The sequence below is a fragment of the Nocardia altamirensis NBRC 108246 genome, assembly GCF_001612685.1.
In the GTDB taxonomy this organism is placed as follows: Bacteria; Actinomycetota; Actinomycetes; order Mycobacteriales; family Mycobacteriaceae; genus Nocardia; species Nocardia altamirensis.
The window spans coordinates 164,717-186,985 of the sequence record NZ_BDAY01000009.1; the positions used below are offsets into that span (position 1 = coordinate 164,717).

Annotated in this window: 24 protein-coding genes; 14 read left to right on the forward strand and 10 right to left on the reverse strand. The window is 67.3% G+C overall.

Going from position 1 to position 22,269, the window contains the following annotated elements:
* Positions 1-77: 77 nt before the first annotated feature.
* From NA11_RS05625 to NA11_RS05640, 4 genes are all read right to left on the reverse strand, one after another.
* The gene (locus tag NA11_RS05625) at positions 78-383 is read right to left on the reverse strand and encodes a DUF2516 family protein (protein ID WP_439957045.1); all 306 of its coding nucleotides are present in this window, start codon (positions 381-383) and stop codon (positions 78-80) included.
* Positions 384-489: 106 nt separating this feature from the next.
* Complete coding sequence (locus tag NA11_RS05630) at positions 490-1,176, reverse strand: heparin-binding hemagglutinin (protein WP_084654197.1); 687 nt, start codon at positions 1,174-1,176, stop codon at positions 490-492.
* Positions 1,173-1,676, reverse strand: a complete 504-nt coding sequence (locus NA11_RS05635; protein ID WP_069160654.1) for a helix-turn-helix domain-containing protein — start codon at positions 1,674-1,676, stop codon at positions 1,173-1,175. Before NA11_RS05635 ends, NA11_RS05630 begins: the two co-directional genes overlap by 4 nt.
* A 104-nt stretch (positions 1,677-1,780) precedes the next feature.
* Positions 1,781-3,118 carry a DUF445 domain-containing protein gene (locus NA11_RS05640; protein ID WP_174567662.1) on the reverse strand — a complete coding sequence of 446 codons (1,338 nt, stop codon included), beginning with the start codon at positions 3,116-3,118 and terminating at the stop codon, positions 1,781-1,783.
* A gap of 203 nt (positions 3,119-3,321) precedes the next feature.
* Here NA11_RS05640 and NA11_RS05645 point away from each other — a divergent pair, with 203 nt between their 5' ends.
* The 5 genes from NA11_RS05645 (at position 3,322) to NA11_RS05665 (ending at position 8,909) form a co-directional block, all read left to right on the forward strand.
* Entirely contained in the window at positions 3,322-4,005 is a 684-nt protein-coding gene (locus NA11_RS05645; RefSeq protein ID WP_069160655.1) for a TetR/AcrR family transcriptional regulator, read from the forward strand.
* Positions 4,006-4,161: 156 nt separating this feature from the next.
* On the forward strand, positions 4,162-5,601 hold the full coding sequence (locus NA11_RS05650) for an ABC1 kinase family protein (protein WP_069160786.1): 1,440 nt from the start codon (positions 4,162-4,164) through the stop codon (positions 5,599-5,601).
* Positions 5,602-5,703: 102 nt separating this feature from the next.
* Entirely contained in the window at positions 5,704-6,954 is a 1,251-nt protein-coding gene (locus tag NA11_RS05655; protein WP_069160656.1) for a saccharopine dehydrogenase family protein, read from the forward strand.
* Between the two features lie 23 nt (positions 6,955-6,977).
* Positions 6,978-7,589, forward strand: coding sequence for a class I SAM-dependent methyltransferase (locus NA11_RS05660; RefSeq protein ID WP_245745729.1), 612 nt, complete (start codon positions 6,978-6,980; stop codon positions 7,587-7,589).
* Between the two features lie 195 nt (positions 7,590-7,784).
* The gene (locus NA11_RS05665; RefSeq protein ID WP_141717425.1) at positions 7,785-8,909 is read left to right on the forward strand and encodes a serine hydrolase domain-containing protein; all 1,125 of its coding nucleotides are present in this window, start codon (positions 7,785-7,787) and stop codon (positions 8,907-8,909) included.
* On the opposite strand, the gene NA11_RS05670 is transcribed toward NA11_RS05665, so the two are convergent.
* From NA11_RS05670 to NA11_RS05680, 3 genes are all read right to left on the reverse strand, one after another.
* Positions 8,906-9,529, reverse strand: coding sequence for a hypothetical protein (locus tag NA11_RS05670; protein WP_141717426.1), 624 nt, complete (start codon positions 9,527-9,529; stop codon positions 8,906-8,908). The genes NA11_RS05665 and NA11_RS05670 overlap by 4 nt on opposite strands.
* A 121-nt stretch (positions 9,530-9,650) precedes the next feature.
* Complete coding sequence (locus tag NA11_RS05675) at positions 9,651-10,886, reverse strand: serine hydrolase (protein ID WP_069160659.1); 1,236 nt, start codon at positions 10,884-10,886, stop codon at positions 9,651-9,653.
* A 46-nt stretch (positions 10,887-10,932) separates the two neighbouring features.
* Entirely contained in the window at positions 10,933-11,322 is a 390-nt protein-coding gene (locus tag NA11_RS05680; protein WP_084654199.1) for a hypothetical protein, read from the reverse strand.
* A 190-nt stretch (positions 11,323-11,512) separates the two neighbouring features.
* Between NA11_RS05680 and NA11_RS05685 the strand changes: the two genes are divergently transcribed.
* The 4 genes from NA11_RS05685 (at position 11,513) to NA11_RS05700 (ending at position 14,276) form a co-directional block, all read left to right on the forward strand.
* Entirely contained in the window at positions 11,513-11,932 is a 420-nt protein-coding gene (locus NA11_RS05685; protein WP_069160660.1) for a hypothetical protein, read from the forward strand.
* A gap of 10 nt (positions 11,933-11,942) precedes the next feature.
* On the forward strand, positions 11,943-12,590 hold the full coding sequence (locus NA11_RS05690; protein WP_084654200.1) for a hypothetical protein: 648 nt from the start codon (positions 11,943-11,945) through the stop codon (positions 12,588-12,590).
* A 5-nt stretch (positions 12,591-12,595) separates the two neighbouring features.
* Complete coding sequence (locus NA11_RS05695) at positions 12,596-13,318, forward strand: ESX secretion-associated protein EspG (RefSeq protein ID WP_245745730.1); 723 nt, start codon at positions 12,596-12,598, stop codon at positions 13,316-13,318.
* A gap of 109 nt (positions 13,319-13,427) precedes the next feature.
* Positions 13,428-14,276, forward strand: coding sequence for a polyphosphate kinase 2 family protein (locus NA11_RS05700; RefSeq protein ID WP_069160662.1), 849 nt, complete (start codon positions 13,428-13,430; stop codon positions 14,274-14,276).
* Positions 14,277-14,285: 9 nt separating this feature from the next.
* On the opposite strand, the gene NA11_RS05705 is transcribed toward NA11_RS05700, so the two are convergent.
* The gene (locus tag NA11_RS05705; protein ID WP_069160663.1) at positions 14,286-15,149 is read right to left on the reverse strand and encodes an LLM class flavin-dependent oxidoreductase; all 864 of its coding nucleotides are present in this window, start codon (positions 15,147-15,149) and stop codon (positions 14,286-14,288) included.
* A gap of 180 nt (positions 15,150-15,329) precedes the next feature.
* On the opposite strand from NA11_RS05705, the gene NA11_RS05710 reads away from it, so the two are divergent.
* Both NA11_RS05710 and NA11_RS05715 read left to right on the forward strand, forming a co-directional pair.
* The gene (locus NA11_RS05710; RefSeq protein ID WP_069160664.1) at positions 15,330-16,103 is read left to right on the forward strand and encodes a DsbA family protein; all 774 of its coding nucleotides are present in this window, start codon (positions 15,330-15,332) and stop codon (positions 16,101-16,103) included.
* Complete coding sequence (locus NA11_RS05715) at positions 16,100-16,666, forward strand: vitamin K epoxide reductase family protein (RefSeq protein ID WP_141717427.1); 567 nt, start codon at positions 16,100-16,102, stop codon at positions 16,664-16,666. The genes NA11_RS05710 and NA11_RS05715 overlap by 4 nt, the downstream gene beginning before the upstream one ends.
* Here NA11_RS05715 and NA11_RS05720 read toward each other — a convergent pair.
* On the reverse strand, positions 16,663-17,751 hold the full coding sequence (locus NA11_RS05720; protein WP_069160791.1) for a S1C family serine protease: 1,089 nt from the start codon (positions 17,749-17,751) through the stop codon (positions 16,663-16,665). The two genes, NA11_RS05715 and NA11_RS05720, sit on opposite strands and share 4 nt — an antisense overlap.
* Before the next feature lie 165 nt (positions 17,752-17,916).
* On the opposite strand from NA11_RS05720, the gene NA11_RS05725 reads away from it, so the two are divergent.
* Together NA11_RS05725 and NA11_RS05730 are read left to right on the forward strand one after the other, a co-directional pair.
* Positions 17,917-18,969 carry an NAD(P)-dependent alcohol dehydrogenase gene (locus tag NA11_RS05725; RefSeq protein WP_069160665.1) on the forward strand — a complete coding sequence of 351 codons (1,053 nt, stop codon included), beginning with the start codon at positions 17,917-17,919 and terminating at the stop codon, positions 18,967-18,969.
* Between the two features lie 84 nt (positions 18,970-19,053).
* On the forward strand, positions 19,054-20,271 hold the full coding sequence (locus NA11_RS05730) for an AI-2E family transporter (RefSeq protein WP_069160666.1): 1,218 nt from the start codon (positions 19,054-19,056) through the stop codon (positions 20,269-20,271).
* On the opposite strand, the gene NA11_RS05735 is transcribed toward NA11_RS05730, so the two are convergent.
* Complete coding sequence (locus NA11_RS05735; protein ID WP_069160667.1) at positions 20,240-21,565, reverse strand: phthiocerol/phthiodiolone dimycocerosyl transferase family protein; 1,326 nt, start codon at positions 21,563-21,565, stop codon at positions 20,240-20,242. The genes NA11_RS05730 and NA11_RS05735 overlap by 32 nt on opposite strands.
* Before the next feature lie 95 nt (positions 21,566-21,660).
* Here NA11_RS05735 and NA11_RS05740 point away from each other — a divergent pair, with 95 nt between their 5' ends.
* The gene (locus NA11_RS05740; protein ID WP_069160668.1) at positions 21,661-22,218 is read left to right on the forward strand and encodes a TetR/AcrR family transcriptional regulator; all 558 of its coding nucleotides are present in this window, start codon (positions 21,661-21,663) and stop codon (positions 22,216-22,218) included.
* Positions 22,219-22,269 lie beyond the last annotated feature (51 nt).

Below are 22,269 nucleotides of genomic sequence, written 5' to 3' on the forward strand. Positions count from 1 at the left end.
TTACTGCTCGATACAGTAACTCCGATTCGCGCCGCTTGCTAGGGGCAAGCACTAAGAAGTTATCGATAATTCGTCGCCTACCAGCGCGGACCGCGCTGAATCTCATCCACCTTCGGCCGTACATCGGCCAGATAGACCCCCGTCGCGATGATCGCGATGAACGACAGGAGACCGAGGCCGGCAGGCGAAAGCAGGAGCAGCAACACCGCGACACCGAGGATCGCCAGCCAGATCGGCTTGGTCAGCTTGTCCACCGCGGTGAACGCGTCCGAACGCTGACGGACGGCATGAATCAGCGCGAAGATCGTCGCGCCCAACGCCGCCAGCCACAGGACGAGCAGGATCATCCCGGTCAATCCGTGCACCATGTTCACCTCACCCATCATACGAGCAACGCCCCCGCACACCAGAGTGTGCGAGGGCGTTGCCGGATTGTTCACCAATAGCCTTGCGGCCCTTGTGAATCAGTATTCACGACGGGTCGGCGGATCAGGCCTTCTTCGGCGCGGCCTTCTTGGCGGGGGCCTTCTTGGCGGCAGGCGCCTTCTTGGCGGCAGGCGCGGCGGCGCCGTTCTCCTCGGCCGACGGCTCGGTCTCGGTGGTCACCGTGACAACCTCGGCGTCGACGACCGGCTCCTCGACCTCGTCCTCGACCTTGGCCGGACGGCCGAGCAGGCCGTTGACCCGGCCGAGCACATCCTCGGCGCGGCTCACGGCGTCGGTGTACAGGCTCTCGACGCGCTCGATCTGCTCCTCGACCAGGTGGTTGGCGCGCAGCCGCTCCACGGTCTCCTCGCCGCGAACGGCGAGATCGGCGTAGAGGTCGAGCACCTGGTGGTAGTACTTGTCGGCCAGCGTGCGCAGTTCCTCGGGGGTGAACTTCTCGCGCAGCGCGGCGAGGTCCTCCGGCAGTTCCGAGGGCAGTCCGGTCAGCCGCTCGCGCAGCGTCTCGAACTGGGCCTGCACGTCGGCGGGCACGTTGGCGAAGCGCTCACGTGCCTCTTCGACCCGAGCGGAGACGTCGGTCGCGGCGGCGCGCTCACGCACCTGGGTGACGACATCGGTGACGGCGGAGTAGATCGTGTCGCCCGCACCAACGGTGGCGAGCAGCGGCTTGGTCACCGGCTTGGACACGGCGGTCTTGGTTTCGGTCTCGGTCGGGTTGATCTCTGTCATGGTTCTTCGTTCTCCTGGCGTGGCGGAGTTTCAGTTGGTGTGCTCGGAACGGCGCTGTCCCCGTGTCCCCCCGGCTCGTTCCCTCCGTTTTCCCGGCGAAACGATTCATAGATTTCGAGCAACACCTGCTTCTGCCGTTCACTGATCGATGTGTCGGCAAGCAGGGCGTCCCGGACCGGGCTGTGTGGCCGCTGTTCGAGATAGCCGGCCCGGACGTACAACACCTCCGATGACACCCGCAGCGCCTTGGCGATCTGCGCGAGTACCTCGGCGGATGGATTGCGCAATCCGCGCTCGATCTGGCTGAGGTACGGATTACTCACTCCCGCAAGGGTGGCGAGCTGGCGCAGCGAGACTTGCGCGGCCTCTCGCTGTGCCCTGATGAAGCCTCCGATGTCGTGCGCCGCGTTCACCACGCGGGCCGCTTTTTCGCCGACGCCGGTCGATTGCTCGGCCGAACTGTCGGGGTACTCGGCGGAAACCTCGGGTTGGTCTGCCATCACTCACCTTCTGGCGGTTGTACGAGTTCAATTCTAGGACAGGGTGCTAACTATTGCAAGCAGTCTGTTAGCAGCCCATCGGCAAACATTCGGCGCGCTGCGCCTCAGCCGCCGAACATCAACTGCGAAATTGTGTAAATCGCCAGGCCCGCAAGCGAACCGACGACCGTTCCGTTGATTCTGATGAATTGCAGATCCCGGCCTACCTGCAATTCGATCTTCTTACTCGCCTCGTCGGCATCCCACCTGGCAACCGTGTCGGTGACCAGGGTCGAGATCTCCCCCGCGTAGTTCTGCACGAGATACCTTGCCCCCCGGTCGATCCAGCCGTCGACCTTGGCACGCATGTCGGCGTCGTCGCGCAGCCGTTCGCCGAGTTGCTGCACGTTCTCGCCGACCTTACGCCGCAGCGCGCTGTCGGGATCATCGGCCGAATCCAAGATCATTTGTTTGGCCGCGCGCCAGGTCGCCTCGGCCATGCCGGTGATCTCGTCGCGGCCCATGATCTGGGACTTGATCCGTTCCGCCTTCTTGATCATCGCGTCGTCGTGCTGCAGGTCTTCGGCGAATTCCTCGAGGAACCGATTCGCCGCGAGCCGCACCTCGTGCTCGGGGTTGGACCTGACCTTCCAGGTGAACTCGACCAACTCCCGGTAGATCCGCTCGGAAAGCAAAATATTGACGAATTTCGGAGCCCACTGCGGTGCATCCCGCAAAACGATCCGGTCGATCGTCTCCTGGGAACCCAACGCCCACTGATGCGCTCGCTCGGCAAGCATGTCGATCAGCGGCAGCTGCCGGTTGTCGGCGAGCAACTCGGCAAGCACCCGGCCGATCGGCGGACCCCAGAGCGGTTCGGCGATCCGCTTGATGATCGTCTGATCGATGATCTGCTCGACATCCTCGTCGCGCAGCACCCCGACCACCGCACGCAGCAGGGTCGAACTCTCCTCGGCGACCCGCGCCGCGTGCACCGGGTCGGCCATCCAGCGACCGACCCGCCAGGAGATCTGCGCGGAATTCACCTTCGCCGCAACCACGTCCGGCGACAGGAAGTTCGTGCCGACGAAGGCGCCGAGACTCTCGCCGAGCTGATCCTTCTTCTTGCGGATGATCGCGGTGTGCGGAATGGGCAGGCCGAGCGGATGCCGGAACAGCGCGGTGACGGCGAACCAGTCGGCCAGTGCGCCGACCATGCCCGCCTCGGACGCGGCGCGTACGTAGTCGACCCACGCACCGCCGATGCCACGCGATTCCATCCAGCGACAGAACAGATAGATCGCCGTCGCCAGCGCAAGCAACCCGGTGGCCAGCGATTTCATCCGCCACAGGTCACGCCGTTTGGCTGCCTCATCGAGCACGGAGGCGAAGCCGAGGGGCGCGGCCGCGGGCGGCGCCGTTGGCGTTTCCAGGACCGCGATGTTGCCGGGAGCTTTCTCCATACTTCCCATTCTGCTGTGTGCGCTGCCGCGCGCACGTCAAGCACCGAAGTTGTGCAACCCGTCGCATCGAGACCCAAACGCGCATATCACCGGCGGCCGGGACCTAAGCTGGTGGTGCCTAGAGGGAACGACTAACGAGGGAGCTCACGCTGTCCACCGATGACCTTGTCGACGTCGGCGAACTTGCCGATCGACCGGCGGCGGTGCGCACCGGCCGACAGGATGGCCGCAAACGCCGATGGCGCCAGCACAAGATCGACCGCCGCGAGGAACTCGTCGACGGCACTCTTGCCGCTGTGCGAGCCCGCGGCAGCAACGCGGGGATGGACGAGATCGCCGCCGAGATCGGCGTCTCCAAAACCGTGCTCTACCGGTACTTCTCCGATAAGAACGACCTGGTCCACGCGACCATGCAGCGATTCATCGAGACCACGCTGATGCCGAGGGTCTACGGCGCGATCAGCCTCGACGCCGACGAGTACCAGCTGGTCCGCACGGCGCTCGGCGAATACGTCGGCACCGTCGACGAGGACCCCGAGGTCTACCGCTTCATCATGGGCAACGGCTCGGCCGACCAGTCCTCGCTCGCCGAGTTCGAGAAGTTGTTCGCCGAGGTGGTCGCCGCCGTCATCATCGACCGCGCGACGGCGAAGGGCATCCTGACCGATGGCGTCGCGCTGTGCTCCTACGTGCTGGTCGGCGGCATTCAGCTGGCCACGCACTGGTGGACGACGAACAAGACGATGACCCGCGACGAGGTGATCGACTACCTCACCATGATGACGTGGAGCGCCATCGAAGGGATGGCGGGCGCCGGTGGCTCGCGCGAGGTGTTCAACGCACAGCCGCATGTGCTGCCCGCTCCGGGGATGAACTCGGCAAACTGATCGATCGCCACGGACTCCCCTGGCGCTAGCTCGGGTGCTAGCAAAAGTATGACGAGGGTCTCGACATTGTCGCGGGGTTGGCTACTCTGAACGCGAGCGGTGCGCCGAGTGGGCTGCGTCACCGCCCCGCGCCCCGGCACCAATGGAGGTACCTCGATGGCGAAGCAAGTACCGACCTCCCGGCTTGCTCGTGGCACCAAGCTGGGTGCTGTGGCGGCCAGCTCGGTGATCCGCACGCAACGCGCCAGGTTGTCGATGCGCGGCAGATCCGAGGCCGTGCGCGCGAAGATGGCCGAGGAGTCCATGATTCGCACCACCGAGCAGGTGGTGATGGTGCTCGGCACCATGAAGGGCGTTGCCATGAAGCTCGGGCAGATGATGTCCGTGCTCGACATGGACCTGGTGCCGGAGTCGCATCGGGAACGGTTCCAGAAGCGCCTCGCCGTGCTGCGCAACGCGGCGCCGACGGTCTCGTTCGCCGCGATGCGCCAGGTGATCGAGGACGATTTCGGCCAGCCGCTCGACACCATCTTCGCCGAATTCGAGGCAGAGCCGATCGCGGCCGCCTCGATCGGCCAGGTCTACCGGGGCAGGCTGCACGACGGGCGGCAGGTCGCGGTGAAGGTGCAGTACCCCGGCATCGACGCCGCGGTGCGCGCGGACCTGAAGAACCTGGCCATGTTTCGCAGGGTGTTGCAGTCGGCGATGCCGTGGGTCACCCCCGCGGTGCTCGACGAGCTGCGGCTCAACATGGAGAGCGAACTCGACTATCAGGCCGAGGCGAACACCCAGCTACAGATCGCCGAGCTCTACGCGGGCCACCCGTTCATCGTGGTGCCGCGCTCGATGCCGGAACTCAGCACCACGAGGGTGCTCGTCAGCGAATACGTGGCAGGCAAGGGATTCGAGGAAATCCGTGAGCTGCCGGACCCGGACCGCGACCGGATCGGCGAGATCATCTATCGCTTCTACGTCGGCTCGCTGTTCACCTTCAACGAGTTCTGCGGCGACCCGCATCCCGGCAACGTGCTGCTCGCCGCGGACGGCCGGGTCGCCTTTCTCGACTTCGGGCTGTTCAACCGGATGGATCCCGATCACGTGCAGTTCGAGCTGACCTGCCTGCGCGCGGCCGCCGAGGACCGCGCAGAAGACCTGCGCGACCTGATGATTCAGCGCGGCGTGATCGACTCGCCCGACGAGATCGGCGCCGACGAATGTCTGGAATACGTGCTGGCCGCCTCGGAATGGTGTCTGATCGACGAGGACCTGACCATCACCCCCGAGCTGGCCAGCGGCGCGTTCCTGCTCGCGGTGGACCCGAGGGCCAGCGAATTCGCGGGGATGAAGCAGCAGAACCTGCCGCCGGAGCACCTGTTCTCCCGCCGCGCCGACTTCCTCACCTTCGGCATGCTCGGCCAGCTCGGCTGCACCGCGAATTGGCATCGCATCTCGCGGGAATGGATCTACGGCGAACCGCCCGTCACCGAACTCGGCAAGGTGCATCACGCCTGGCTGGCCGACCATCCGCCGGTCGTGCCGAAGAAGTCGCGCGCCAAGGCGAAGAAACCAGCGAAAGCCGCCCAACCCGACGCGTGATCGCAGCGCGCACCACCCCGCCGGCTTCGCCGGCTTGCCGTCCCCAGTGCTCACCCACCCCGCCGGCTTCGCCGGCTTGCCGTCCCCATAGAACGGAAGACAATGGCAGACAATCGAGAGTTCGACCTAGTCCTGTTCGGCGCAACGGGTTTCGTCGGAAAACTCACCGCGCAGTACCTGATCGACGCCGCACCGGCGACCGCGCGCATCGCGCTCGCCGGGCGCTCGCTGGACAAGCTGACCACGGTGCGGGACGAACTCGGGCCTGCCGCCGCGGGCTGGGGACTGGTGGTCGCCGATTCCGGCGATCAGCCTGCGCTCGATGCACTGGCCGCACAGACCAAGGTCGTCGTCACCACCGTCGGGCCGTACCTGCGCTACGGGATGCCGCTCGTCGCCGCCTGCGCGAAGGCGGGCACGCACTACGCCGATCTGACCGGCGAGCCGCTGTTCATTCGCGACGCGATCGACGGCTATCAGGAGCAAGCCGTCGAGACCGGCGCGAAGATCGTGAATTCCTGTGGGTACGACTCGATTCCGTCGGATCTTGCCGTGTACCTGCTGTACCAGCGGTCGGTGGCGGACAACACCGGAGAGCTGGAAGACACCACCATGGTCGCCGCGATCAAGGGCGGCGCCAGCGGCGGCACCATCGACTCCGGCCGGGCCATGATGGAGGCGATCGCCGCCGACCCGAAGAAGGGATCGGTGCTCGGGCACCCCTATTCGCTGAGCCCCGACAAGTCGATGGACCCCGACGTCGGCCGCCAGTCCGATCAGGCGCTCTCCCGCGCCAGCGCCATCGACCCCAGCCTCGACGGCTGGGTCAGCACCTTCATCATGGCCAGCCACAACACCAAGATCGTGCGCAGGACCAACGGCCTGCTCGGCTGGGTGTACGGCAAGAACTTCCGCTACCGCGAGGTGATGAACGCGGGCAAATCCGCGGCGGCGCCGCTGGTGGCCGCTGGCATCTCGGGCGGCATCGTGGCAGGCATGGCGGCGGGCGCGGTGCTGTCCCGGGTCTCGCTCGGGCGCAAGCTGCTGGACCGGGTGCTGCCGAAGCCGGGCACCGGGCCGAGCGAAAAGGCCCGCGACAGTGGGTGGTTCACCCACAAGACGTTCGCGCACACCACCTCGGGTGCGAAGTACGTCGCGACCTTCGCCGCCAAGGGCGATCCCGGCTACAAGGCGACCGCGGTGCTGCTCGGCGAGAGCGGGCTTTCCCTGGCCTTCGACACCGACAAGCAGCCGGAACTGGCGGGCATTCTCACGCCTGCGGCGGCGATGGGTGACGCGCTGACCGAGCGGTTGCGGGCGGCGGGGATGACGATCGAGGTCGCGCGGGCCTGACCATGAACCTGGCGCGACGCACGATGAATCACCCTGCGCTGGCCGCGGTGTACGAGCGGGCGTGGCGACCGACGCTGTTCTATCTCGCCAGCGGGCGAACGACGACGTCCGATCGCCGTGACGCGGTCCGCGCACTGCGGTTGGACGGTGCGCGGCGAGTGCTCGATATCGCCTGCGGGCCCGGCAATTTCACCCGTCACCTCAGCGAGGCATTGACCGACGGCGGTTACGCCGTCGGTCTCGACTATTCGGAACCGATGCTGGCCCGCGCGGTCGCCGACAATGCGGGGCCACGCGTCGGGTACCTGCGCGGCGACGCGCGCGTACTCCCGTTCGCCGACGGCACCTTCGACGCGGTGTGCTGCTTCGGCGCGTTGTATCTGATCCCCGATCCGATCGCCGCGACCCGGGAAATGATCAGGGTGCTCGCGCCGGGCGGGCGCATCGCCATTACCACCAGCTATCGCGCGAACTCCGCGTTCGGCGAGGTCAGCCGGGTCTTCGGCGGCCGAATCGGGTTGCGCGTCTTCGACGATCGGACCTTTCCCGAGCTCTTCGCGGCGTCGGGATTGGTCGACGTCGAACAGGACGTGCACCGGTTGCTGCAGTACGTCAGCGCCACCAGGCCCGCGTAACCCGGAGCTGCTGCCGCCACGCCGTCGCCGCGAAAAGGTTCGAGTCGGAAACGATCTTTCCCCGCGCCGGGATAACACTTGTGACAGATTCAGACCGTACTTGTGCCACCACCATTCGCCGTGGTGGCACCGTCGTGTGCTGCCCGAATACGTGCGGGGGCCGCGGGGAGCACTGGCGACGAAGAGGGAGCACCCGTGCGGCGTTTCATGATGACGACGGCCATGGTTGTGGCAGCCGCGGTTTCATCCCTACCAGGCGCGGCCGCCGAAACAGGGCCGGACCTGGGGTGGCTGCAGAACGACCTGGACTCTCTGGTGCGAACGCTCGGTGTTCCCGGCGCACAGCTGGTGGTCAGCGGCGATGGCAGGCACGCCGAAATCGTCAGCGGGATCGGTGATCTCGGCACCGGCGGCGCGTTCCCCGGCAATGCTCAGGTGCGAATCGCCAGCAATACCAAGACTTTCGTCTCGACGGTGCTGCTTCAGCTGGTCGCCGAGGGGCTGGTCGATCTGGACAGCCCGGTGGAGCAGTATCTTCCCGGCCTCGTCCGCGGGCCAGGCGGTGACGGACACCGGATCACCGTGCGAAATCTGTTGCAGCACGCCAGCGGAATACCCGACTATCTCTCGTACCTGAGCCTGGAATCCGTTGCCGATCTGCAGCGTCCTCGCTCGGCGGACGAGTTGATCCGGCTCGCACTCGACCAGCCCGCCGAGTTCGACCCAGGCACGAGCACCGGCTACTCCAACACCGGATATCTGTTGGCGGGCAAGGTGATCGAACAGGTCACGGGTCGCCCGGTCGGCGTCGAGGTCACGCGCCGGATCCTGCTCCCGCTCGGCCTGCACGAGACCTACTGGCCACTGTTTCCCTTGGAGAACGCCCTTCGGGCGCCGCATCCCCGGGCCTATCACAACTTCGACGGCGCCCTCATCGACGTCGCCGATATCGACCCGGGCTGGGGCCTTTCCGACGGCGCGATGGTCTCGACCGGCGCCGACCTGAACCGATTCTTTCTGGCGCTGCTGTCCGGAACGGTGCTGCCGCCCGCGCAATTGGCGCAAATGCAGCACATCGTGCCCTCCGGCGACCCGTTGCGCGGCGACGACTTCGGCCTCGGTCTGTTCCATCGCACCAACGCCTGCGGCATGGAGGTATGGAGTCACGGCGGAGCCATGCACGGCTTCCTCGTCCTCGAGGCCGCCACCGCGGGGCGCGCGGTCACCGTGAGCATGAACCAGCTCCCCGACCCGGTGACCACGGTCATGTATCAAGCCGACATGAACGCCGTCATCGACGCCGCGCTGTGCCGTAACTAGCCGGCGCTGCCGGTGAACGGGCGCACGTTGCGGCGTGCCTCGCAGGCGGCACGGTCGGCGTCGGGACGGTCCTCGCCGGACCGGGCGCAGCCTTGGTCGGTGTAGCCCCACCGGTCGTAACCCCAGCGGTCGTAGCCGAACCGGTTGTACCCCGCACGGTCGTAGCCTGCGCGGTCGTAGCCGAAACGGTCGAAGCCGGAGCGGTCGTACCCGTAACGGTCGTAGCCGGCGCGGTCGAAACCGGAACGGTCATAGCCGAACGTGTCGTAGCCGTCGGGGCCGTAGGGATCCCACGGCGGCGGCGGGGTTGTCACGGGCGGGGTGGTCACCGGCGGCGTTGTCACAGGTGGAGTGGTCACCGGCGGGGTCGTCACGGGCGGGGTCGTCACGGGCGGGGTCGTCACGGGTGGGATGGTCACCGGCGGTGTGGTGACGGGCGGAATTGCGGTCGGCGGGGCAATGGTCGCGGGCGGCGCCGGGGTGACGGGTGCGGCCGGGGTCGGCTCGGCGAACGCCGTCGTGACGAGGGCGGCGGGACCGAGCACCAACGCACCGGCCGCGGCGGACACCATGATCAGCCGTCCTGCTCTGCTCCCCTGTCTACTCCACTGCCGCATCATCGACCTCCATCTCGAACAAGAGGCGCATCCAGCACACGCCCGCCTCCCGTATCGAAAAAATGTCGGAATTCGGTACGGCCAGTGAGAAAATCGACACATTCGCGCCAAGCGAATGAATCGGTCAGCGCGCGTCCGCGCGATCGACGGTTGCCGAGATCTGGGCGACCAGGCGCGCGGGGCGCTCCGTATCGGTGGTTGCCTTGCCGCTGGTCAGGATCGCGCCCGCGAGGCCGCGCGCCTGATCGGACCAGCCGTACTGGGTGGTCAGGCCGCTTCGACCGAAATGCGACTGGGTGTTGCGGCCGAACTTCGACCTCCGGCCGCCGAGTTCGAAGCCTGCGCGGCTCACCCGCCCCGCCAGGCCGGGGATCCGGTTCGCCGGTTGCACCGCGTCGTGCAGCGTGCTCGTCCGCATGATCCGCACCCCGTCGAGTTCACCACCGCGAGTGAGGATCTCGTAGAACCGGGACAGTTCGTAGGCCGTCGTCACGAGGTTGCCCGACGGCAGTTCGGCGGTGAGGAAGGCCCGCGTCTTGTCCGGCGACACCGCGCCGCCCATGCCGCCGCCGAGTGCCTTGCGCGCCAAAAACTTCGACACCCGAGACGGTCCAGGCCCGGTCTTCACCCCGGCCACCACCTTGTCCACGTCTTCGGGGCGGACACCGAAGTTGGTCCAGCGGAACCCCAGTGGCTCGAGCACCTGCTCGGACAGGTGGTCGCGCATCGATTTCCCGGTCGCCCGCTGCACAAGCAACCGTTGGATCAGCCCGCTGGTCAATGCGTGGTAGATCCGGAATCGACCGGGCGGCCAGCTCGGCCGTAGCTCGGCCAACGCGCGCACCGCCAATTCCTCGTCGACCGTCACGTCGAATCCGCGGTACGGCGGCGTCATGAACGGCACCCCCGCGGAATGCGAAAGCACGTGGCCGATCGTGATCGCGTCCTTGCCGTGTGCCGCGAACTCCGGAATGTGGGTGCACACCGGATCATCGAGACCGAACGCACCCTGCTCGATGAGCATGAACATCAGTGCCGCGGCAACGCCTTTCGCCGTGGAGAACCCGCAGAACGGGGTTTCCGGCGTCGCGAGCACCCGCTCCGCGTCCGGCGCATCCCCCGGCGCATTCCCCCAGCCGTGCCCGATGCTCCGGTTCAGCACGATCTTCCCGTTGCGCCGCACACACACTTGAATAGCGGGGCTGGTCCCCAGCCGATACCAGGCGAGCACCGAACTCCACAGCGCCTCGACGTCCCCCGCCGTCAATCCGGCGGCGGCCGCCTCGTCCTCGCGCCCCACCGTCGTCACCGAGCCCAAATCCTCGGCGACCGTCACCAATGTTGCAGGTAGTGCGCTCACCAGGCCAGCATAACGAGCCCGCGCCCGCAGCCTGCTCGACGAGCGGTCAGGCGCCGACCCACCGCCGGATCGCGTCGATCGTGGTTTCCGGCGAGCTGTTGAACGCGTAGCGAATCCCCGGCGACAGCTCCGCGATGGTGTTGATCAGCCGCTCGAACAGCAGGGTGTGCTCCGGCATCATCCTGACCCCGCCGCCGATCATCGCCAGCCCGAACGTCTGCTCGGCCAGCTGGGCGCGCACCGCCGCCTCGGCCGTGTCGGGATCGGTCGGCACCAGACAGGTCACCACGTCGAGCCCGGCGGCGCGCAGCGCCGCGTTGCCCGCTTCGATCCGCGCGGTCATCGTCGCGAGGTCGAGATCGGGAATCTTGCTGTAGTCGATGGTGCTCGGATGCAATCCGATCGACAACACTGTGGTCTGCGCAGGCAATGTCACGCCACCATTCTGCCCTCGTCGGTTGGCAGCGCCCCCAGCGCTTTTCAGCGCGGCAGCCAGCGGCGCGATCGTGCCCCACATCACAGGGTGCCCGCGTCGTCAAGCGGCGCACAGTATCCGTTACCGCCCGGTAGAGTGCGCATCCGAATACTGCGGCACGGGAGTGGACCGAACAGAGGGGGTTTCCCAGATGGCGGTACCGGACACCGGGCAGGGCACCGCACGACTGCTGTACGCGGCGGCGATCGGCGAGGGTGGGGGCACGCCTTTCGAATTGGCCGCCGATGTGGCCGACAACCTCGCAGCCGCCTGCGACAAGCTGGTCGAGGACCTGCACAACGCCATGGCCACCGGACATCTGGTGACCGACGTGACCGGCTTCCCGAATCTTCCTACCGGACAAGGCCTTACCCGCGGATTCAGCGACAAGGGCAGACAGTACCTCGACACCCTCGCGGCCTTCCAGGAAACCGCACTGCTGTTCAAAGCCGCGTATCTGGCTGCGGGCAAACGCTTTGCCGACGCCGAGGCCGCGCACAAGGCGGCCATCGACCTCGTCGCCGAGCACCTGTCCGTGCCTGCCAGGGTCGCGCCGGACAGCGACGGCTGAGGCACCGGCGATGGCAGACTCCGCGGCACGGGCGGCGGCCGACAGCATCCGCCGGGAGCTGGCCGGACTGCGCACCGGCGCAACCGATTCCGCGTACGCGCCGGATCGGGAACGTTTCGGCTCCTACAGTCACCAGGAGATCTGGGAGCTGGTCCACGAGGTGCTCGATCCGGCCGCACTCGGCCACGTCGCCGCTGCCTGGCAGGCGAACGCGAGCGCGGTCGCCGAAGCGTTCCAAGCCTTTTCCGACGCCGCCAACCGGGAATTCGCCCGCTGGTCGGGCCGCACCGCCGATGCCGCGACGCGTGCCACCAGAGAGTTCGCCTCGTCCGGTGCGGAAGCACACGATGTATGCCGCGCGGTCGCGCGCCTGATGGAGTTGAATTGCGATGCCGCGCAGACTATCCGGGGAGCCATCCCACCTATCGAGCCGTACCGTCCACTCGAAGACGCTGCCGCAGAGGCGGTATACGGCGGCAAGCGCCGGATGGAGCACGACAGCGCCGCGGCCGCGGTCGAAGCCGACGTGCGAGACACCATGACCTACGTCTACACCCCCACCATGCCCGCCTCCGGCGACCGGGTGCCGAGCTTCGTCCCCTCCTCGGATGGAGTCACTCAGCTGCCACCCGCGGGCAACGGGGGCGGCACACAGTGAAGTGGGTGCTGACACCGGACGAGTTCTCGCATGTCTGGGAAAACGAAACCAGCCTCGATCGCAGGCCTTACCCGGTCAACATGGTGCCTGCGGCCACCGTGCGCACCGAATCCGAATACGCCGCACTGCGTTTGCCACAACGCTTCGCCCGCCAGGCCGATCCAGACCTGGCCGCCGCACTGATGCTGTGCGGCCGCTCCGACGCCACCACCATCACCCTGTCCGGCGAGCGCAGCGCGCCGCCGCGCAACGGAACCAGCGGCGACACCGAACGCATCCTCGCCTACGCCGCGGTGGTGCACAATCACGCGGGCATCCTGGTCGCCACCCCGGACAAGGTGACGGTGCTGATGTGCCACGCCCGCCAGGTCGGCGAGCGGCTGGTGCAGGTCATCGGCTCCGCGCAGGCAGGCAGGCTCGGCACGATGCGCGAACCACAGGACGCGGTGCTGAGCCCGGATCGCACCGAACCGTTCGTCACCAACGGGCATCGCGGCGCCGCCCGCTTCCGCCAGACCCTGCGAAAACCGGTGGACGGCCGCGGCTTCCTCACCGTCACCGTGGAACCGGACAACCCGATGTCGCCGCCGACCAGGCACCGCACCTGGCTCGACTTCACCGGCGACGGCCGCTACCTGCTGACCACCTCGCAGGACCTCATCCTCACCCCCGTCTCCGACGACGACTTCGCCGCGCAACTGATCGGTCTCGCGCACATCAGGGTCTAATTGCAGCGCTCTTAAGACTCGCGCTGTGGTGGGAACGGATGCGAGAAACGTTCCCTCTACACAATGTTGTTGAACAGATCAGGCATATTCGCGTGGTTAGCTGTATTCCATGGCGAAAAAGGGCTGGTCTGTCCCCGCTACCGAGGCGCTGAAGGCCGATGGATTGCGGATCGCTGACCTGGACACCTCAGGAACTCCAGGGTTCAAGGGCGACAAGAGCGCAGGCCAGGAGCTGCTTGCCGAGCGCACCGAGGTGCTGTCCGCGCTGCAGGAGCGGCTCTACGCGAACGGACGCTCCGGCGATCTGCGCAGCGTGCTGCTGGTGCTGCAAGGCATGGACACGGCGGGCAAGGGCGGCATCGTCCGGCACGTCATCGGCTCGGTCGACCCGCAGGGCGTCGACCACGCCGCCTTCGGGGTGCCGACCGAGGAGGAGAAGCGGCACCACTATCTGTGGCGGATCCGCAAGGCGCTGCCCCGCGGCGGCCAGCTCGGGGTCTTCGACCGCTCCCACTACGAGGACGTGCTGGTGGTCCGGGTGCACAACCTGGTGCCCAAGGAGGAGTGGGAGCCACGCTACGACGAGATCAACGCCTTCGAAAAGGAACTCGTCGACGAGGGCACCACGGTGGTGAAGGTGGCCATGTTCGTCTCGCTCGACGAGCAGAAGCGGCGGTTGCTAGAGCGGCTGGAGCGACCGGACAAGTATTGGAAGTTCAATCCGGCCGACATCGATGAGCGCGGGTACTGGCCCGACTATCAAGAGGCCTACCAGGCCATGCTGGAACGCACCTCCACCAAATCCGCCCCGTGGCATGTGATCCCGGCCGATCGCAAGTGGTACTCGCGGCTCGCGATCACCGAGCTGCTCATCGACGCGCTGGAAAAACTCGATCTCGAATGGCCCCCAGCCAAATTCGACGTCGACGAGCAGAAGAAGCGCCTCCTCGAAGCCTGAGCGGCGCCGCTACGGGACCAGCGGCCGCACCTCCTCGGCGATGAAGCGCACGAACCCTTCGGGATCCGGCTCGTCGGCGGTCGGCAGCACCACCACGGTGTCCGCGCCCGCCTCGGCAAGCCGGATCACCGCGGCGGCAACGTCTTTCGCGTCGCCTGCGACGCCTGCGCCCGGCGCGTGCTTCGGCGTCCGCGCCGCGGCCAGCCGCGCCTCGGCGTCCGGACCGGTGACCGCAAGCAGATTCGCGACGACCACGTGCTCGTCGGTGCGCCCGGCCGCGGCCCGTCCCTCGTCGATCAACGCCTTGGCGGCACGCACACCGTCCGCGTCCACGATCGAATCCAGCAGCGTCCCGTCCGCATGCGAGCCACACAGCCGAATCGAGCGCGGTCCCTGCGCACCGGCGTAGATTCTCGCGGGCGCGAGCGGCGGCCAGTCCAGCGCCACCTGGTCCAGCCGCACATAGCGACCCTCGGTGCTGACCTGTTCGCCGGCGAGCAGCGCACGCAGCGCGGTCAGATACTCGCCGAGCAGCGTGACCGGCGAGTCCACCCGCGCACCGACCTGCCCCATCCAGTCCTGCACGCCGTGCCCGACACCGAGCAGCACCCGATCCGGGAACAACCGGTGCAGCGTTGCCGTCTCCATCGCGGTGAGCGCCACGTTGCGCAGCGGCACCGGGAGCAGCCCGATGCCGACGTGCACCCGCTCGGTCCACGCCAATGCCGCTGCGGCGCTGGCGATCCCGCTTTCCAGGAAACAGTCCTCCCACAACCACAGCTGTTCGAGTCCGGCCGCGTCGGCGACCCTGGCCACCGCGCGCAGCCGCTCCGGGGGATTCTGTGGACGAAAGACAGCGCCGAGAACAGTCATCGGCCATTCCTACCCGGGCGGTCCGACAACCGCGACCGGCGTCGCGCCCGAAATTTCGGAATCTCTCAGGTTCACCCGTGATGATATGGCCGTGGCCCGACCACGCGGAGTCGGGTTTACGGCTCTACGATCGTGGCGGCAGATACCGGCTAGTCGAGCGAAAGGCGTGGTGAACGCACGGTGAGCAAGAACCCGGGTGGGAAGAAGAACCCGCTGCTGGCGGCGAACAAGGCCGAACGCAACCGCAAGATCCTGATCCAGGTGGCCGTCGCCGCCGTCTTGATCGCACTCATCGCGGGCATCGGCATCGGCATCGCGGCCAAGAAGGCCAAGCGGGACGACCCGGGTCCGACCCCGTCGATCCCGGCGGCCGCGAACCCGAGCCCCGACGCCATCACCGGCACCATCACCGACAAGGGCGCGATCCGCATCGGCAAGGCCGGCGCGAAGGTCACCGTCCGGGTCGTCGCCGACCTGCAGTGCCCCGCGTGCAAGGGCTTCGAGGCCGCCAACGCCCAGGTCCTCGACGACGTGGTGAAGAACGGAACGGCCGCGGTCGAATACGACGTGATCGCGTTCCTGGACAAGGCCTCGACCACGCGCTACTCGACGCGCGCGGCGAACGCGTCCTACTGCGTCGCCGAAGCGGATCCGACCAAGTACCAGGCCTGGGTGGCCAGGATGTTCGCACAGCAGCCCGCCGAGGGCGGCGCAGGCCTGCCGAACGACAAGCTGGTCCAGATCGCGAAGGAAGCGGGCTACCCGGACTCGGTGGCCAACTGCATCACGGATGTGAAGTACGACAAGTACATCCAGTCCCACACCGACGAGGTGCTGAAGAGCGGCATCCAGTCGACGCCGTCGGTGTTCGTCAACGGTAAGGCGCTGACGAGCCAGGAGGTGTTCGGGCAAGGCGCGATCGCTCCCGCGATCGCCGCCGCCGCGGCCCAGTGAGCATCGCCCCGCCCCGGACCGCCTGGGTATTACTCCTCGGCGGCCTGCTCGGCTGGCTGGCCGCGGTCGCGCTGACCGTCGAACGGTTCAAGCTGTTCACCGACCCCGGCTACACCCCGTCGTGCAGCATCAACCCGATCCTGTCCTGTGGATCGGTGATGGTGACCAAACAGGCAGCGGTCTTCGGGTTCCCGAACCCGCTGATCGGCATCGTCGGCTTCTCCGTTGTGGTCACGCTCGGCGTGCTCTCGGTGGCCGGGGTGGGGTTTCCGCGCTGGATCTGGGGCGGTCTGTGGCTCGGCACCGTCGCAGGCATCGGGTTCATCGGCTGGCTGATCTTCCAGAGCCTCTACCGGATCAATGCGCTGTGCCCGTACTGCATGGTGGTGTGGGCGATCATGACACCGCTGTTCGCGGTGATCACCGATCAGCTCTGGGGCAACTCACCAGGCCCGCTCAGGGTGCTCGCGGAGTGGCGGTGGACGCTGGTCGCGCTGTTCTACGCGGTGGTGCTGCTGCTGATCTTCCTGCGCTTCCAGGATTACTGGCTCTCGCTGTTCTAGTTCGGCGTGCCCGCCGCGAGCACGATCGTCACCGTGCGGCGGGCGCCTGACGTGTCGACGACATCGAGTTGAATCGTGTCGGCGGGCTTGTGCACGTTGATCGCGGCGTGCAATGCCCGCGCCGAGGTGATCGAGCGACCGTCCACCGAGGTGATCACCTCGCCACCGGTGAGCCCGGCGGCATAGGCGGGCAGCCCGTAGATCGCCAGATCAATCCGCGCCCCACCGGTTTTCGCGTCGGAGGTCAGCACGCCGAGCGTCGCGGTCGGCCCGATGTGCACGGTGTCGGTCGGCGTGCCTGCCCGGATCTGGTCGACCACCCGCATCGCGGCGTCGATCGGCACCGCGTAGCCGTTCGGCGGCCTGCCCGCCGAGCGCGCCGGATCACCCGACGCCGCGGCGATGACGCCGATCACCGCGCCGGTCCGATCGGCGAGCGCACCGCCGGATTGGCCGGAGGTGACCGCCGCGGCCACCTCGAGCATTCCGGTGAGCGGTTTACGGGACAGGTCGGCGGAATTGAGCGCGACGATGGTGCTGTCCAGATCGGTGATGGTGCCCTGGATCCCGGTCGGCGTGCCGCCGACCCCGCCCGCGTTGCCGATCGCCATCACCTCGTCGCGCACCCGCACATCGGCCGAGCTGCCGATCCGTGCGGTGGCCAGCTCGGCCGCGCCGGTCAGCGCGAGCAGCGCGATATCGATGCTGGCGTCGTAGCCGAGCACGACGGCGTCGTAGTCGCGCCCGTTGCCGACGTCGGTGACGGTCACCGTGTCCGCGCCTTTGACCACGTGGTGGCTGGTCAGCACCTGCCCGTCCGCGGTGAGCACGATGCCGGAGCCTGCGGCGCCGAGGCCGAACGGCTTGGTCGAGGCGCTGATGTCCACCATGGCCGGGTCGATCACGGCCGCGACGGCGATCGGATCCAGCGGTGGCGGGGCAGGCGCGATGATCGGGGCAACGGCGTCACCGGACCCGAGCGGCCAACCCGGCAATTCACCCCGGTAGCCGAGGAATCCGGCCACTGCTAGCAGCGCGGCGACGATCATCGCCAGCGCGCGCCCCCCGGACCGTTCGTCAGTCATGCTCTCCGCCTCGGTACAGCCTGCGAATTCCATTGTGGCCGGAGATCTTCACCGTAGATCGAAAACCGGCCGGATCAGGGCGTAGGCTGCGGATACGCCCCGGGCACCGCAGCCCTTTTGAGTCATTCTTGCCAAGTTGTGCCATTCAGAGGTAGGCATGTATTCATGACACCAGCTGCCGCGTACGCCCTAGCCGCCCCTGACGGCGCGTTCGAGAAGGTGACCATCGAGCGCCGCGACCTCGGCCCGCAGGATGTGCTCATCGACATCAAGTACGCGGGGATCTGCCACTCCGATATCCACACCGCCCGCGACGAGTGGGGCGGCACCAAATATCCGGTGGTGCCAGGCCACGAGATAGCGGGCCTGGTCGCCGCGGTCGGCTCGGCGGTGTCCAAGTACCAGGTCGGCGATCGGGTCGGGGTCGGCTGCATGGTCAACTCCTGCGGCGTGTGCGGGCCCTGCCTGGCCGACGAGGAGCAGTACTGCACCAAGGGCGCGACGATGACCTACAACACGCCCGTCGACCCGTCGGTCCAGCCCGACGGATACACGATGGGCGGCTATTCGACGCAGATCGTGGTGACCGAGGACTTCGTCGTCGGCATCCCCGAGGGCATCGGGCTCGATGTGGCCGCGCCGCTGCTGTGCGCAGGCGTCACGCTGTTCTCGCCGCTGCGGCACTGGAACGCCGGGCCTGGCAAGAAGGTCGCGATCATCGGCATGGGCGGGCTCGGGCATGTCGGGGTGAAGATCGCCGCGGCGCTCGGCGCCGAGGTCACCGTGCTCAGCCACTCGCTGAGCAAGCAGGAAGACGGCAAGATGTTCGGCGCGAGTCACTACTACGCGACCAGCGACAAGCAGACCTTCCGCGACCTGCGCGGCTCGTTCGACCTGATCCTCAACACCGTCTCGGCGGACCTGCCGATCGACAGCTACCTGCGGCTGCTGAATCTGGACGGCACCCTGGTGATCCTCGGCCTGCCCGAGCAGCCGATGAGCATCAAACCGTTCACCATCGCCGGATACCGGCGTTCGCTGGCTGGCTCGATGATCGGCGGCATCGCGCAGACCCAGGAGATGCTGAACTTCTGCGCCGAGCACGGCATCGGTGCGGAGATCGAGGTGATCTCCGCCGACGAGATCGACGGCGCGTACGACCGCGTGGTCGCCAGCGACGTCCGCTACCGCTTCGTCATCGACGTCTCCACTATCTGACTGGAGACCTCGGCTGCGAGCCAGCCGATTTCGCCGGGCAGCCGAATACGCGGTGCGACGCGCCAATGTGGGTACGTTGACGAGGTGGCCTCGGATGAAGACGACAACGCAACACGGCCCACCGATGCGCAGGCGGCACCCGTCGGCGACGCCGTGCTCACCGCGGAGATGACGAGCGCCCCGCCGCCGTGGCTGCTGCGGGCTTTCCTGCTCGCCGCGGCGACGGTGGCCGGGCTGTTCGCGGGCTTCTGGGCGCTGACCAGGCTCCAAGGCCTGCTCACCATTCTGCTGGTCTCGCTGTTTCTCGCGTTCGCCATCGAGCCTGCGGTGAACTGGCTCGCGCGGCGCGGGATGAAGCGCGGGCCCGCCACCGGGGTGGTCTTTCTCGTGGTGATCGCGGTCGTCGTCGCCTTCTTCTGGACGCTCGGCTCGTTGCTCGTCGATCAGGTCACCACCCTGGTCAACAATGCGCCGCAATATGCCGACCAAGGGATCGACTGGATCAATCGCACCTTCAAGACGAACCTGTCCGGCACCGATCTCGAGAAATACACCAGCAATTGGAGCAAGTACCTCGAAGGCGCCGCCGGAAACGCCTGGGACATCGGCACCCGGACGGTCAGCGTGGTCTTCCAGTCCCTCGGCATCCTGCTGTTCACCTACTACTTCGCCGCCGACGGCCCGCGTTTCCGCAACGCCGTGTGCTCGCTGCTGCCGCCGCGCAAGCAGCGACATGTGTTGCGCGCCTGGGACATCGCGGTGGAGAAGACCGGCGGCTACATCTACTCGCGCGGATTGCTCGCCCTCGCTTCGACCATCGCGCACTATGTGGCGCTGCGGGTGCTCGATGTGCCGTCGGCGTTCGCACTCGCGCTCTGGGTCGGCGTTGTCTCGCAGTTCATTCCGACCGTCGGCACCTACCTGGCCGGCGCACTGCCGATCATCGTTGCGCTGGTGCACAGCCCGTCCGACGCGCTGTGGATCCTCGGCTTCATCGTGCTGTACCAGCAGTTCGAAAACTATGTGCTGCAACCGAGAATCACCGCGACCACCCTGGACATGCATCCTGCCGTCGCCTTCGGCGCGGTGCTGGCAGGCGCCGCGCTACTCGGTGCGACCGGCGCCTTGCTCGCCATTCCGGTCACCGCGACCGTTCAGGCCTTCGCCGGGGCCTACATCCGGCGCTACGAGGTGCACGACCCGGACGTGCCGCTGCCGCCTGCGCCGCCGAAGCCGCATCGAAAGTGGGCACGCCAGATGACCATTCGGTTCACCGGGACCGAGCCGCCGAAGGGCGAGTAGTCGCGTAGCGGCGGAGCTGGGCGAGCAGGGCCAGCGCGATCTTGCCCATGGTCGCGCGGCTGTAGTACGCGGTGTCGTACTCGACCTGGACGGTGAGCCGGTCGCCGACGGTGAAGATGGTGAGCTTCGGCGGCATGCCGGGGCCCATCGCAGAGATATCGTCACGGACGTGGCGCAGCCCCTGCGGCATCGAATGCGCAGGCAGGCGACCGATATTGGATATCGCAAGGGTGGGCGCGGCGGCGAACAAGGCCGCCGTCCCCGGGTCGTGTGCGCGCTGGGCGGCAAGCAGGAATCGGCCCGCTTCCTGCCGATCCCGCGCGTCCTGCATGGCCGCGGTCACCAACCGGCCGAGGTCGAGCGGGCTGTGTTCCGGATCGACCAGCATCGGCGTGCCGACACCGGACGCGCAGTTCACCATCGTGCTTGCGGGCAACGGCGGCACCAGCTCGCCGCGCACGTCGACGGCGTGGCCGCAGAGCATCGGCAGCGGTCCCGTCTCCGGCGCGAGCTGGGTGCGGAACGCGACCACTGCGGCACCGGTGAGCAGGCTGTTGACCGACATGTCGTGCGCACGCGCGGTAGCGACCAGCGCGTCGGTTTCCCTGGTGTCCAACTCGATGCGCTGCACGGCGAACCGGCCGAGCGGGTCGTTGCCGACACCGTCGCCGTCGTGCGGCAGTGTGCGCGGCGCGGACTCCGGCCCCATCATCGCCGCGCCTGCGCGGACGAACTCCAGGAACTCGTCGACGTCTGTGCTCGAAATAACCTCCGCGAGTTGGGTATCCATTGCTTCGGGAGCGGTCTGATCCGAATCATCTTGCGGTAGTAGGTTTCCCGCTGAATGCGCGGTGTAGCGCTGCCACAGCTGACCGAGCAGCGCGAAACCGGATCTGCCGTCGGAGATTCCGTGATGGATCACGAGCACGAGGCGTTCGCGCTCGCCGTCGCGCAGCAGGTGCGCGCGAAAGAGCCCGTCGGCCCAATCCCTCGGCCCGTTCACGAGATTCAGGTAGGCGGCCTCGTCGCCATCGGTGATGTCCAGGCGAGGCCGGTACTCGTCATCGCGGTCGAAGTAATGCGCGCCGTCGGCAGCGGTGACCACCCGGCTGCGCAGCAGCGGATGTGCGGCGGCGAGCTCGTCGAGCACCCGGCGCAGGATCTGGACGTCGATGCCGCCGTGCACGGTGGAGCCGAGATACAGCGGCATGCCGCCGGTGGGGACGCTGCCGAGCTTGGTGCCGGTGCCGAAGTAGGTGCTTTCGAACGGGGAAAGAGGGCGTTGCGTGGTCATGCCCTCAACATACAGATGTTTCAAACAACCGTCAGAAACGTATGTATGAAACGCTCGTCACAAACGGGCGTATGCCCGACTGCTAAGGTGCGAAGGTGGGAACCCGAGACGACCTCCTCGCCGCGGCCAAGCAGTGCCTTGCCGAACGCGGCTACGCGCGCACCACCGTGCGCGACATCGTGTCCGCCTCCGGCACCAACCTCGCGGCGATCAACTACCACTTCGGCACCCGCGACAAGCTGCTCTACCAGGCGATGCTGGAGTCGAGCTCGACTGCGGTGCAGCAGATCCTGGACTCGCTGCCCGCCGAGCACCCCGACGATCCGGCCGAGCGGCTGCACGCCTTCCTGCAGCGGCTCACCGACTCGTTCACCACGGACACCGCGCTCTGGTCGGCCAACGCCGAGAGCCTCGTCCAAGCGCTGCACGCCCCCGATATCCGCACCGAGCTCGGTGCGGCCCAGGGCCGTGCGCGCGCGGGACTTTCCGATCTGTTCGGCGACGAACCGGCCGATCCCGCCGTCGGCGCCGTGCTGCAGACCATGATCGGCGGGCTGCTCATCCAATGGCTGATCGACCCGGACCACGCACCGACCGCCGACACCATCGTGGCGGGCCTGCGCGCACTGGCGGAGCGCACCGGCCCCGAGTGATCAACTCGCCGACCCGAGATACCGTCGGCGCCAGGACCGATCACCCATGCT